We start from the raw sequence: 13,389 nt of genomic DNA on the forward strand, positions 1-13,389 counted from the left end.
GAGCACGAAGCATCAGTATTCATTGCAGAACTGCGCTGCGGGTTTGAATGTTTACTGCATGCCTGACCGTGGCCTACGCGTAGTGTCTATTGATGTTCTTTTGTAAAAAACGAAATTGTCAATAGACCCGTCCGGACTATAATTTTTCCATTCACGTGCGGCTTGGGGATCTTGCAACAACAGCTTCAGGCCATTGAAATCATGAGAAATAACGGTATGGCGACGCCAGTTGGTATCAACAATGATAACGTCAGGTCTATGGGACAGATCCGTCAGTAACTGCTGTTGCGCCAATGTGACCGCCCTTCTGTTTCCCTGAGCGGCGGCGGGCAGAAACCAGTAACTACTGGCTGTTCCTGTAAAATCTATCTTATGTTCCATGGCGATGACGGCGGTGGGAAATGCCGGATAAGGATGCACGCCAATGACCGAAAAGCTGTGGGCACCTTCTTCCTGAAGTTTTTTCAGAAAAAGCGGGGATTGAGCGGCCTTCTTTTCACTGTCGATATACCACAGGTGGGCAGGCTTGATCTGCGGAATGGATGTAAGCAGCAGCAGTAACCATGCAATCAGCCTGAATGAGATTTTCCCTGAACATATAACGGCGACCGATCCCAGTACCATATAACCGCATGTGGGCAGGAACTGGTAGGAATAGAATTTCATTTGCGCAATGGCGGCAATATCAAAGCCTATTGTTGCCAGTGCGAATGCCAGCGCAAGACCATTGCGCATTTTCCAGGCGACCAGCCAGAGCATGATGGCAAGAACGCTGGGTCGTAGGGCGACATGAAACAGATCGGATGGCCGGTTGAATGCACCATACACTTTGGTTGTAAGTGGAAGCAGATGGAACAGGAAAGTCGGAAAGAAGAGAGGCAGGGAAACAGCATACAAAGCCCCTGTTGCCATTAAGGCCAGTTGTTCAGGCCTGAACGGTCTGCGATTAATTTCTATTAGGATCCACGGGATAAGGAAAAAGGGTTTAACGGCAAATCCGATCCCTGCCATTACGCCCGTTACGATTGCACGCCATCCCTGCCGTTGGTCAGGCACGATATAAGGGAAGACAAGGAGCATGACCAGTTCTTCCCTTTGTGCAAACTCACGCGGCCAACTGAATCCGATAAAAAAGGCCAGTACGCTGAACAGGGGAAGGCGTGTCTGCGTCGGAACATCATGCCAGGAAAGCGTGATGACGGCGGCTGTCAGCAATAGGACATATGTGTTGATGGCCTGTGTAAAGGACATGAAATAGGAAAGGCCGATGGCAGGCGCATAGAGCATATAGCCCAGTGGGAAATTCGGATCCGTCAGATCTCGACCAATAACCGCGCCATTCAGCCAGGCCCGTGCGCCCCAGGCGAACCATGCGACATCATGGTTGGGCAGGGCATGCAGGTGAAACAGGCCGCCAAGAAACAGAATAATAAAAGGAAACAACATCATTATTCTGTGTTCGGATCTGCTTTGGTGGCGCATAAGTATTTAAAATTTCTGCTTATAAATTAAAATTTATTTTCTGTATTGTTTTTCTGCTGTTCAACATGGATATGCCTTCTGTCAGGGCCAGAAGGAAGGAAATCTGAGATAAGCAAGCCTTTTTGCTTCCCGCCGTCCGGTTGCGATCATATCCATTATCAGTCCGCAGGTAACGGACAGGGCAGACAGAATTATTAATCCGGCTGCAAGAATGGCTGTGGGGAAACGTGGAACCAGTCCGGTCTGGAAGTAATCAAGGATTACAGGGCCGCCGAGGAAAAGCGCCATGCAGAAAAACATGGCTGATATTATGAAGAAGCATAGGAGTGGCCGCTCCAGTTTCGCAAGATTGATAATGGTTATTAAAATACGGAAACCATCGCGGTAGGTGTGTAATTTTGAAACAGAACCAGTTGGGCGTTCAACATAGCGTGTTGTGACTTCACCAATGGGCATGGCCAGTTCAAGCGCATGCACCGAAAGAAAAGTTTCGACTTCAAAACCTTTTGAAATGATTGGGAAAGATTTTACATACCGTCTGGATAATACACGATAGCCGGACAGCAGATCGGAAATCTGATTGCCAAATACCGTCGTGACGCATCGCGTCAGCATGCGGTTGCCCAGAACATGACCCGGTCGGTACGCGGCCTTCTGGTCGGTCACCCGGACGCCGGTGACCATATCAAGCCCGTTTTCACGGGCCAGAGTAACCATTAGCGGGGCGGCGGCGGCTTCATATGTTGCATCGCCATCCACCAGCACATAGAAATCAGCCTCTATGTCAGCAAACATACGGCTGACAACATAGCCTTTTCCCTGCAACGTAACACGACGGAGGATCGCGCCAGCCTGGCGCGCCAGTAAAACCGTATCATCTGTTGAATTATTATCAAATACATAAATATCAGCATCAGGTAACGCTGCTTTAAATGACTTGATAACGTCACCTATGGTCGCGGATTCATTGTAGCATGGTATCAATACGGCAACAGGTGACATAGTAATTTTAACCAATTTCTACAAATGGCACGATTTTCCAAGGCATGAGTGCCGCCAAAAACCAGCACGAGTGCTGGTTTTTTATACCACCTGATCCAGCGTGATAGAATGGGCGGTTTTAGTGATGGTTGGCGATCTGCTTGTCGAGTGCATGAAGCAGGGCATCCACATTGCCGCCATTGCGTGCGATGAAGGAGCCATAATCCTGCCGCTGGGTCAGGCGCAGGCTCGCCCCTTCGCCCACCACGTCCACGACCTTCGGGCTGCCGCTGGTGGTGCTGATGATCCACTGGGTATCGGCGCCGGGCTGACCGGGGCGGTTGATGACGGTGGACACGGCCGTGTCCTCACCTGCGGGCGCGCTGGAACCGACCACGAAGGTCACGCCACGATAATCGCCGATCTTGTCGGTAATGGCGTTGACCAGCACCTGATGGAACAGCTTGATGTAGCGCGTCTGCTGTTCCGGTGTGGCAGTGCGCCAGTAGCGGCCAAGGCAGTAGCGGCCGATGGCGTCCACATCCACATACTGTTCCAGAAGGGGCAGGATGTCCTGCTTCTTCTTTTCCAGCGAGATATCGCTGTTGACCACGCCCACCAGCTTGTTGCCGAACATGGTGACGAAGGAACGGGCCTGCGCGCCGGCATCAACCGCCCATGCTGAAGCAGCAGGCATGGCGGCGGCGGTCGCTGCCAGCAGAGCCAGTGCATGGCGACGGGGGATGGATGTCTGCATCGCTGTGTCCCTTTTATCTGTTGTGGTACCAGTCGGGCACGGTGGCCCGGTGGTCGTTCTTTATGTTTTCCGCCATTGCCTTGCGCTGCTGCTGGTAGGCACTGCGGATGGTGGCGTAGGGATCAAGCGAATCCTTCATGACCTGGTCCAGCGCGTCGACATTGGTCGCCATGCCGTTGATGGTGCCCATGATGTTATAGGCCCAGTTGAAGGTCAGCAGCCCATAGCCGCGGGGCACGTAGTTCCACGGTGACAGGCCGACGTCGATGCCATAGCCGACCCCGTCACGGAACGAGGACGGACCCAGCACCGGCAGGAACAGGTAGGGACCCGATGGTACGCCCCACGTGGCCAGTGTCAGGCCGGCGTCGTTGTCGTGGTGCTTGTAGCCGGCGTAATTGGCCACGTCGATCAGGCCGCCAATGCCGACCGTCATGTTGATGCACCACCGCACGAAGGCGTCACCCGCGCGACGTGGCTTGCCCGCGCCCACGTCGTTAAAGAACACGACCGGTTCGTTCATGGTCTGGTACAGGCCACCGATCGAATTGCGCAGCGGGCGCGGCACGGCCCAGATATAGGCCTTTGCCACCGGGCGCAGGGTGTATTTGTTGGCCCACATGGTCAGGTCGAAATTCTTGCGGTTCAGCTTTTCGTACTTGTCGTTGGCTTCCTTGTATTCAGCCAGCGCGTCCGGGTCCTTGGGCGGCGGGGTTGCACATGAGGCAAGCCCGATCAGCCCAAGTGCCATCCCGGCCACGCGAAGCGACGAGCGACGCGGGGACGGGCGGGACGACCAAGAATTCGATCCTGTCTCTGCGCGCATACTCGTTTCCGCTTCCCTCTGTATTCGCTTGCCCACCATGCTGGCATGACGGGATGGCCCAATGCGTTTGCAAGAATCCCGAACCGGGCAATGACACCCCATTCTTGCGTCACTCTCTAGCATGGGATCGCTGTTGTGCAATCCGCTTGCCACAGGATGAAGGCATATTGTGTCTGCCCTGCATGGGGAACATGGGGCAAAGCCAGCCCTGAAGCGACCATGGGACGGGAGAAGCTGGCAGAATTGCCGCGCTGAGTGTGACGTAAAATCCACAATGCTTTCAACGCCACGATATTGGCGCGGTGGCATGTTATCACGTTTTTTTGAAAAGAGTGTGCCCTCAGCGTGCAAGCCTCGGCGCGATTTCGGGGAACATTTCCGCCAGTTCCCGGATCTCGCGCTTTGACAGGCCCGCCTGCGCCGGATCGACGGGCTGGCCGCCCATGGCCGCGCGCAGCACCTTCAGCGCAGGGCCGGACAGCAGGACCGCGTCACGCATGTAATCGGTAAAGGCCTCGTATGTCAGCGGCGCCCATTTCTGCACGATCTGCAGGATGGCGTCGGCATAGGCGCGGATTTCATACTGTGCGTGGCTGTCCGCGCGCAGGCGCAGGAAGTGCAGCAGGTTCCACAGGTTAATCTGCCAGTAGAACTGCGTCATGATATTGACCGGCAGGTTCATGCGCGCAAGTTCACGTGCGATGGCCGGACGGTCCGGGTCGCGCTTTTCGCCGTTTTCGTCCTCGTTGAGCAGGTCGAGGTAATGGTCATAGCAACGCGATGCATCGTCACGCAGGATATCAAGCACCTGCTGCGCCTGTTCGGGCGGTAGCGTATCGGCCCGGCCCTGCTTGTTGTTCGTGGACTGGGCGGCGATGTCTTCGGGGCGGGGGAAATAGAATTCCTTTTCCAGCACCGAATAGCGGGCCGAATATTCGTTGATGCTGGCGGTGCGGTGGCGGAACCACTGCCGGGTGACGAAAATGGGCGCGCGCACATGCAGTTTCAGCACAGCCAGTTCGAACGGGCTGGTGTGGCGGTGGCGCATGAGGTAGCGGATCAGCCCCCGGTCATCGGACGTGCTGCGCGTGCCCTTGCCGTAGGATACGCGCGCACCCTGCACGATTCCGCTATCGCCACCCATGTAGTCCACCGCGCGGACAAAGCCGGTTTCCAGCACGGGAATGGGGGAATACAGCACGTCTTCCATTGCGGGAACGACCAGGCGGCGCGTCTGCGCCCATCCGGCGCGGGCTGCCTCGATTGCCGATTTCTGCTCACTGGAAAACATGTGTCGCCCCGTCCCGTCTGTGTCGATCATAGCAAAGGACGCGGGCCATACCATAGGGGCCATGCCATATCCAAGATGCTAACCCGTACAGGCCGCCCGCGTGGCCCGCGCCGGCCGTGTGGCTGTGACCCGTCTTTGCGGCGGCATGATGGCGCGCGGCGGACGTGCAGGGCCAGCGGTTTCTTCATGAAAAATCATGGCCTGTGACCGCCAGCCGGCACCATGACGGGAAGCCGCACGGGACGCGTTTCCCACGCCCTGCCGGAAAGGGTCCGCAACCGGCATGGGCAGAAAAATATCCGCACCTGCCACGGGTGACGGGAATGCGGTTCCATGCACCGGCACCCGTCCCGCGGCCCCTTGCCAGATGCACGGCCAATCCCTATATCCGGAAGTGCCGGAGGGGCTTGCCTCTTGGCTATGGCGATAAACGGCGCGTGGAATAAGTGTTGTGGACCCGGGGGCGGTACCCGGCGTCTCCACCAATTTCCCCCACGACTTGGGGGGCATGGGGACGAAACAGGCTCGACACGCATGGTAAAGACCCGCCTTTTGCCCGGCATTGTACCACCGTTATCGGGCTAAATTACAAGTGCCAATGATAACTCTGAGGTGCTCGCTGTCGCTGCATAAGCGATAAGCGCGGTTCGGGAGGGCACCGGGCAACAGAAGCCCTCCCACCTTGTCTCCTGTTCATGTTAGGTTGATGGCGCGGTATCCGCTTCGTGAAGGGATGCCCGACCCCAGTGGCTTGCCACGCCATGAAGTTTGACGCACAGCTTGAAGCTGTGGCACGGCGTGGCCTGAACCCGCATGTCTGCAAAAATCCGGTCCGGCGGGGAAACCGTCCGGGCGGATGTACGGAGAAGTCCGATAATGTCCGATGATCATGACGAGGAAAACGGTTTTGACACCGCCATTCCCGACAGCCTCATGCCCTATGATTCCTGGATCGAGGATGCCTACCGGCAGGTCATGCTGCGCGCGCTCGAATATGCGGCGGCGCAGGGACTGCCGGGTGATCATCACTTCTATCTGACATTCAGGACCGACTGGCCGGGTGTTGAAATGCCCGACCGCCTGCGCGCCCAGTATCCGCACGAAATCACCATCGTCCTTCAGCACCAGTTCTGGGACCTGAAGGTTGACCGCGTGCACCAGATCATATCGGTCGGGCTGTCATTCGGGGGGATCCCCTCCACGCTGGTGATTCCGGTGGCGGCCGTATCCGCCTTTGCCGACCCGCATATCCGCCTTGCCCTGCGCTTTACCGTGCCCGAACAGCCACCCGTGACTGCCGCGGCACCCAACGTGGTGCCGGTGCAGCCCGCGCCGGTGGACACGGCGCAGGCCACTCCCGCCGCCGATACGGCAGCGGGCGGCGCGGATGCGGACAAGGGTGAAGGGTCGCAGGTCGTCAGCCTTGCCGCCTTCCGCAAGAAGGGGCCCGGGGGACCGGGCTGAGCCACATTTTCCATCCGGGCGCGCCGGATGCGCCGGGCGCGCCCTGAACCTGAACGCCGCCACCTGGAACCAATCCGGGGGAAAAAAGGCAGGAGACCGTCCGTTGAATGTATCCGCACCCACGCGCAAGCCATTTGTCTATGGCCCGCTGTTTCCGCTGCATGATGATGACACACCGTGGAAGAAACTGGAGATCGAGGGGATTACCACCTCGGTCCTTGGTGGCCGCACGGTGGTCCATGTCCGCCCCGAGGCCCTGACGGCGCTGGCCGCCCGTGCCTTCAACGACGTGGCGCACCTGCTGCGCCCCGGCCATCTGGCGCAGCTTGCCAAGATCCTGAAGGACCCGGAGGCGTCGGAAAACGACCGTTTCGTGGCGCTGGACCTGCTCAAGAACGCCTGCATCGCGGCCGGTGGCGTGCTGCCCATGTGCCAGGATACCGGCACCGCCATCGTATATGGCAAGAAGGGCCAGCGCGTGTGGGTGGATGGTAATGAGGAGGAAGCCTTCTCGCGCGGGGTGTATGACACCTATACCGGCACTTCGCTGCGTTATTCGCAGATGGCGCCGGTGTCGATGTTCGAGGAAGTGAACACCGGCACCAACCTGCCGGTGCAGTTCCATATCTCGGCTACACCCGGTGACTACCATGCCGAACAGATGGACCTCATGTTCATTGCCAAGGGCGGCGGGTCGGCCAACAAGACCTTCCTGTTCCAGGAAACCCGCGCCCTGCTGTCCAGCAAGGAACACCTGCTGAAATGGCTGGATGGCAAGATCCGCACGCTGGGCACCTCGGCCTGCCCGCCGTACCATCTTGCCGTGGTGATTGGCGGCATGTCGGCCGAACAGAACCTTGAGACCGTCAAGCTTGCCTCCACCCGCTGGCTCGACAGCCTGCCGACCGAAGGCAGCGCGCACGGCCATGCCTTCCGTGATCTTGAGATGGAAGCGGAAATCCACAAGCTGACCCAGCGCCTGGGCATTGGCGCACAGTTCGGCGGCAAGTATTTCTGCCACGACGTGCGCGTGGTGCGCCTGCCGCGCCATGGCGCGTCGCTGCCGGTGGGGATCGGGGTATCATGCTCGGCCGACCGTCAGGTCAAGGCGCGGATCACCGCCGATGGCGTCTTTCTGGAACAGCTTGAGACGGACCCGGCCCGCTTCCTGCCCGAAACCACGGATGACGATCTGGATGGGGAGGCGGTGCAGATCGACCTGAACCAGCCCATGGATGAAATCCGCCGCAAGCTGTCGCAGTATCCGGTGCGCACCCGTCTGTCCCTGACCGGCACGATGGTGGTGGCGCGTGACATCGCGCACGCCAAATTCCGCGAACGGCTGGAAAAGGGTGAGGGCCTGCCCCAGTACCTCAAGGATCATCCCGTCTATTATGCCGGTCCCGCCAAGACGCCCGAAGGCATGCCCACCGGTTCCTTCGGCCCCACCACGGCTGGCCGCATGGACAGCTACGTGGCCATGCTGCAGAAGGCGGGCGGGTCGTATGTCATGCTGGCCAAGGGCAACCGTTCCAAGGCCGTGCGCGATGCGTGCAAGGAATATGGCGGCTTCTACCTTGGGTCCGTTGGCGGGCCGGCCGCCCGTCTTGCGCAGGACTGCATCCGCAAGGTCGAGGTGCTGGAATACCCCGAACTGGGCATGGAAGCGGTGTGGAAGATCGAGGTCGAGAATTTTCCGGCCTTTATCGTGATCGACGACAAGGGTAATGACTTTTATGATGGCCTGACCGGCTGAACGTGACCGCATGGCGGTCCGTCCGGCCTGCCAGTCGGGCCGGACAACCGGAGGGTTAGGGAGCGCCATGCGTTTTACCGTCGATCGTCTTGACCACCTTGTGGTGAGTGTCCGTGACCTTGAGGTCTCGGCCTCATGGTTTCAGCGCGTGCTGGGCATGGAGCGTGAGGAATACGGGCGCAACAACCGCACGGCGCTGAAATTCGGCGGCCAGAAAATCAACCTCCGCCCCTATGGGGCCGAAGGCTGGACCACGGCGGAAGATGCGCTGCCCGGCACCAACGACCTGTGTTTCACCACTGCGCTGAACAGTGTCGATGTCATTGAACACCTTGAAAAATGCGGTGTCCGGGTAACGGAGGGACCGGTAGCCCGCCTGGGGGCGCTGGGGCCGGTGACATCGGTCTATTGTCATGACCCCGATGGCAACCTGATCGAAATCGCGTCCTATCAGGGATAACGCGGCATTCGGGAAATTTTATTATTTATCAGCTATTTATTGCTGCCGCGCACGCATGCGCGGCAGCAGGACGGTGTTATTTCGGCTGCTTGCCAAATACGGCGGTCAGCTTGGCGGAACCAAGGCTGTGCTGGTTGATGACAAAGCCCACCATGGCGCCCGATGCATCGTTGGGCAGTTCGATCCGTTCGATGTCCAGCGCATGGATGGTGAAAATGTAATGGTGGTCCGGTCCCGGCGGGGGTGCTGCGCCGCCATAGACATTCCCGCCGAAATCGGTGCGCGTCATCTCGGCGTGTTCAGGCAGGTCGTTGTCGCCCGATCCCGCGCCCGCGGGCAGGGATGACACCGTGGCGGGGATGTTGATGACAACCCAGTGCCACCAGCCCGAACCCGTCGGGGCGTCGGGATCATACATGGTGATGGCGAAGCTCTTGGTGCCAGCGGGCGGATCCTGCCATGCCAGCGGCGGCGAGATGTTGCCGCCTGAATAGCCCATCCCGTCAAACACCTGCGCCGCGGGCAGGCGGTCGCCATCGTGGAAGGAGCGGCTTGTCAGTGTAAACGTCATGTCGGTTTCCTGCTTTCCGCGCGACAGGCCGCGCGGATAGGGGTCAACGTTGGCCGGTTGGGGGAAGGTTACCAGTTCTGGCTGATCAGCCAGAATTCTTCCGATGTCAGGGTGATGACCTGATCCCCGTTCTTGCTTTCGGCGGCGGCGCGGGCCAGGGCCTCGATACGCTGGATCATCAGCGTCTTGCGCTGGTAGGTTTCGTTACGGTCCTTTTCCTCGACCGATTCCAGCACCTGCAGGGCGGTGTAACAGGCGCGGGTAATGCGGGCGGCGTCAAGCTGGGCATAGGACATGGGGCTGTGTCTCCTGTGTCTGTTCACTGGCCCGGCCGGGGCCGGGTCCGGGAATTCCCGTGCGGGAATCGTGTCTTATTGTGGCTTCCCCGGCCGCGTCTGTCCAACATCGCCATGCATCGGGCCTGTGGCTGGCCGCTTTGTCGCGATGGTGACAGTTCGGGCTGGCAAGTATGGTGCGGATTCCGTAAAGGGAGCCGCATGACGGATCTGGTTTCTGATTTCGACTTCACCCTCCCGCCACAGAATATCGCCGATCATCCGGCCCGCCCGCGTGACAGCGCGCGCCTGCTGGATGTGCCGGTGGATGGGCCGTTCAGGGACCGCCATGTGCGTGACCTGCCGGGGTGCCTGCGCGCGGGCGACATCCTGGTGGCCAATGATACGGCGGTGATCCCCGCACAGCTGTCGGCCATGCGGGGGGACGCGAAGATCGGCATAACGCTGGACCGTATCCTGCCCGATGGCACATGGCACGTGCTGGCCCGCAACGCCCGCCGCCTGCATCCGGGTGATACGCTGACATTCGGCGCGTCCCATGTCACGGCGCGGGTGATCGCGCGCGGCGAGGGGGGCGACGTGACCCTGCGCTTCAGCGCGGACGGGGCGGCATTCGACCAGTTCCTGCATGATGTGGGCCATCTGGCGCTGCCGCCCTATATCGCCCGGCCCGACGGTCCCACCGATGCGGACCGCAGGGATTACAGCACCATCTTCGCCCAGCACCGTGGCGCGGTGGCCGCCCCCACAGCCGGGCTGCATTTCACGCCCGGCCTGCTGGCGGGGCTGGATGCGGCGGGCGTGATCCGCCAGACGCTGACGCTGCATGTTGGCGCGGGCACGTTCCTGCCCATGCGCAGCGACCAGATTTCCGCCCATCGCATGCATGCCGAACGCGGCACGATTTCTCCCCATGCGGCAGCGCGCATCAACGCCGCCCGTGCCGCGGGCGGGCGGATCGTGGCGGTGGGCACCACGTCGCTACGGCTTTTGGAAAGTGCGACGGATGAAAACGGCATCGTCCATCCCTTCCATGGCGAGACGTCGATCTTCATCCGCCCCGGCTACCGCTTCCGCGCGGTGGACATGCTGCTGACCAATTTCCACCTGCCGCGCTCGACGCTGTTCATGCTGGTCTGCGCCTTTGGTGGCTATCACCGCATGAAGGCGGCCTATGCCCATGCCATCGCCAGCGGCTACCGCTTCTATTCCTATGGCGATGCCTGCCTGCTGCACCGCACTGAAGGAGACCTGCCATGACCACATTCCGCTGGCGGCCCGAAGCCCGCGCGGGCCATGCCCGTGCCGGCTGGCTGGATACCGCCCATGGCAGTGTACCGACACCGACCTTCATGCCCGTTGGCACCGTTGGCACCGTCAAGGCCATGACGATGGACAGCGTGCGGTCCACGGGCGCGGGCATCGTGCTGGGCAATACCTATCACCTGATGCTGCGGCCCGGGGCGGAACGGGTGCGCGCGCTGGGCGGCCTGCACCGGTTCATGGACTGGCCGGGGCCGATCCTGACCGATTCGGGCGGGTTCCAGGTCATGTCGCTGGGTCCGCTGCGCAAGCTGGATCAGGACGGGGTGACCTTCCGGTCGCATATTGACGGGTCGAAGCACCGGCTGACGCCCGAACGCTCGACCGATATCCAGTACGCGCTCGATGCCACCATCAGCATGTGCTTTGATGAATGCCCCGCGCTACCGGCGGCCCCCGACGTGATCGCGAAATCCATGCGCATGTCCATGCGCTGGGCCGAACGCTGCCGCACGGCATTTGTCCAGCGTCCCGGTTACGCGCAGTACGGCATCATCCAGGGCGGGACCGAGCCGGAACTGCGGGCCGAAAGCGTGAAGGCACTGACCGGAATCGGGTTCGAAGGCTACGCCATTGGCGGTCTTGCAGTGGGGGAAGGGCAGGAACTGATGTTCTCGACCCTGGAATCCACCGTGCCGCTGATCCCCGATGCCAGCCCGCGCTACCTTATGGGTGTCGGCACGCCCGATGACCTGCTTGGCGCCGTGGAACGCGGCGTGGACATGTTCGACTGCGTCATGCCCACGCGGGCAGGGCGCACGGCGCGCGCCTATACCGAACGGGGCACGCTGAACCTGCGCAATGCCCGGCATGCCACCGATTCGCGGCCTATTTCGCCGCATTGTGACTGCCTTGCCTGCTCGCGCCACAGCCGCGCCTACCTGCATCATCTGTTCCGGGCGAATGAAATCCTCGGTCCGATGCTGCTGACATGGCATAACCTTGCCTATTACCAGCGGCTCATGCGCGGGATGCGGGCGGCGATTGTCGATGGCGCGTTCACCGCCCACGCCGATCACCTGCGCGCCCAATGGACGATGGATGACTGGAGTGGTGATGAAATGCCCTTTCCCGACATTCCCCCGGTGGCCTGATGGCGGCTGCACCGCCCGGTCCTGACCCCGCGCGCATGGCGGCACGGATTGCCGGGCATGCGCGCGATCTGGGGTTTGATGCGGTGGGATTCGCACCCGCCCGGCTGGATGATGCGACGCGCACCCGCCTGGCCATGTTCGTGGAAAACGGATTCGCGGGCAGCATGGGCTGGATGGCGCAGCGCATGGAACAGCGGGGCGATCCACGCATGTTGTGGCCCGAGGTGCGCAGCGTCATCGCCCTTGGCCTGAATTACGCGCCCGAAGGCGATGCGCTGGCCACGACCCGGGTGCCGGATGCGGGCAATATTTCCGTCTATGCCCGGAACCGCGATTACCACGACGTGGTCAAGGGAATGCTCAAGCACCTTGCCCAGTTCGTGGTGAACGAAGGGCGGCGGCAGGGCATGGATGATGCGCAGGTGAAGGTCTTTGTTGATACGGCCCCGGTCATGGAAAAGCCGCTGGCGCGGAACGCGGGCCTTGGCTGGCAGGGCAAGCATACCAGCCTTGTCTCGCGCCGTCATGGTAGCTGGCTGTTCCTGGGTGAGGTCTATACCACGCTGGACCTGCCGCAATCGGCCCCGTCGGGCGGGGGGTGCGGCAGTTGCACCCGCTGCCTTGTGGCATGTCCGACCGATGCGTTTCCCGCCCCCGGCGTGATGGATGCGCGACGGTGCATTTCGTACCTGACCATAGAAAACCGCGACCCGATTCCCGAGGCGCTGCGCCCCGCCATGGGCAACCGCATTTACGGATGCGATGACTGTCTGGCCGTCTGTCCATGGAACCGCTTCGCCGCAGCCACGAACCATATGAAGCTGGCCGCGCGTGACGACCTGCGCGCGCCCGCGCTGCGGGACCTTGCCGCACTGGATGATGCGGGCTTCCGCGCGCGGTTTTCCGGCTCCCCCGTCAAGCGCATCGGGCGCGGGCGTTTCGTGCGCAACGTGGCGGTCGCCATTGGCAATAGCGCGCAGCCCGCCCTGCGCCCCAGCGTCGCGGCATTGTGCGGTGATGCCGACCCCGTGGTGGCGGATGCCGCGCGCTGGGCCACGCTGCGACTGCCCCGGTGACGGGGGTGGTGC

General features: G+C 60.9%; 13 protein-coding genes and 1 other RNA gene. 7 read left to right on the plus strand and 7 right to left on the minus strand.

The window, feature by feature from the left end; genetic code table 11:
* Positions 1–51 precede the first annotated feature (51 nt).
* The 5 genes from S101446_RS12525 to thyX all read right to left on the minus strand — a co-directional run bounded on the left by S101446_RS12525 (position 52) and on the right by thyX (position 5,337).
* Positions 52–1,449, minus strand: coding sequence for a hypothetical protein (locus S101446_RS12525; protein WP_087608484.1), 1,398 nt, complete (start codon positions 1,447–1,449; stop codon positions 52–54).
* 114 nt (positions 1,450–1,563) lie between these two features.
* Positions 1,564–2,484: a glycosyltransferase family 2 protein gene (locus S101446_RS12530; protein ID WP_087608485.1), complete on the minus strand. Its 921-nt coding sequence runs from the start codon at positions 2,482–2,484 to the stop codon at positions 1,564–1,566.
* A gap of 118 nt (positions 2,485–2,602) precedes the next feature.
* Positions 2,603–3,220, minus strand: coding sequence for an MlaC/ttg2D family ABC transporter substrate-binding protein (locus S101446_RS12535; protein WP_087608486.1), 618 nt, complete (start codon positions 3,218–3,220; stop codon positions 2,603–2,605).
* A gap of 13 nt (positions 3,221–3,233) precedes the next feature.
* The gene (locus S101446_RS12540; RefSeq protein WP_010508262.1) at positions 3,234–3,971 is read right to left on the minus strand and encodes an MlaA family lipoprotein; all 738 of its coding nucleotides are present in this window, start codon (positions 3,969–3,971) and stop codon (positions 3,234–3,236) included.
* Positions 3,972–4,386: 415 nt separating this feature from the next.
* Entirely contained in the window at positions 4,387–5,337 is a 951-nt protein-coding gene (thyX, locus tag S101446_RS12545) for an FAD-dependent thymidylate synthase (RefSeq protein WP_026018590.1), read from the minus strand.
* A 356-nt stretch (positions 5,338–5,693) separates the two neighbouring features.
* Between thyX and ssrA the strand changes: the two genes are divergently transcribed.
* From ssrA to S101446_RS12570, 4 genes are all read left to right on the plus strand, one after another.
* Positions 5,694–6,017: a transfer-messenger RNA gene (ssrA, locus tag S101446_RS12555) on the plus strand.
* Between the two features lie 196 nt (positions 6,018–6,213).
* Positions 6,214–6,801, plus strand: coding sequence for an SspB family protein (locus tag S101446_RS12560; protein ID WP_087608487.1), 588 nt, complete (start codon positions 6,214–6,216; stop codon positions 6,799–6,801).
* 103 nt (positions 6,802–6,904) lie between these two features.
* Positions 6,905–8,557: a fumarate hydratase gene (locus S101446_RS12565; protein ID WP_019090804.1), complete on the plus strand. Its 1,653-nt coding sequence runs from the start codon at positions 6,905–6,907 to the stop codon at positions 8,555–8,557.
* A gap of 67 nt (positions 8,558–8,624) precedes the next feature.
* Entirely contained in the window at positions 8,625–9,017 is a 393-nt protein-coding gene (locus S101446_RS12570) for a VOC family protein (protein WP_010508268.1), read from the plus strand.
* Positions 9,018–9,093: 76 nt separating this feature from the next.
* Here S101446_RS12570 and S101446_RS12575 read toward each other — a convergent pair whose 3' ends face one another.
* Positions 9,094–9,588 (minus strand): kinase inhibitor, encoded by a 495-nt coding sequence (locus tag S101446_RS12575; RefSeq protein WP_010508269.1) that lies wholly within the window; start codon positions 9,586–9,588, stop codon positions 9,094–9,096.
* 68 nt (positions 9,589–9,656) lie between these two features.
* Positions 9,657–9,884: a hypothetical protein gene (locus S101446_RS12580; protein WP_010508270.1), complete on the minus strand. Its 228-nt coding sequence runs from the start codon at positions 9,882–9,884 to the stop codon at positions 9,657–9,659.
* 201 nt (positions 9,885–10,085) lie between these two features.
* Here S101446_RS12580 and queA point away from each other — a divergent pair, with 201 nt between their 5' ends.
* The 3 genes from queA to queG are packed head-to-tail and all read left to right on the plus strand — an operon-like array spanning position 10,086 to position 13,377.
* Positions 10,086–11,144, plus strand: a complete 1,059-nt coding sequence (queA, locus tag S101446_RS12585; protein ID WP_010508271.1) for a tRNA preQ1(34) S-adenosylmethionine ribosyltransferase-isomerase QueA — start codon at positions 10,086–10,088, stop codon at positions 11,142–11,144.
* Positions 11,141–12,301, plus strand: a complete 1,161-nt coding sequence (gene tgt / locus S101446_RS12590; protein ID WP_087608488.1) for a tRNA guanosine(34) transglycosylase Tgt — start codon at positions 11,141–11,143, stop codon at positions 12,299–12,301. Before queA ends, tgt begins: the two co-directional genes overlap by 4 nt.
* Positions 12,301–13,377 (plus strand): tRNA epoxyqueuosine(34) reductase QueG, encoded by a 1,077-nt coding sequence (gene queG / locus S101446_RS12595; RefSeq protein ID WP_087608489.1) that lies wholly within the window; start codon positions 12,301–12,303, stop codon positions 13,375–13,377. Before tgt ends, queG begins: the two co-directional genes overlap by 1 nt.
* Positions 13,378–13,389 lie beyond the last annotated feature (12 nt).

Origin of the sequence: Komagataeibacter europaeus (assembly GCF_002173515.1) — a bacterium.
Taxonomy (GTDB): domain Bacteria; phylum Pseudomonadota; class Alphaproteobacteria; order Acetobacterales; family Acetobacteraceae; genus Komagataeibacter; species Komagataeibacter europaeus.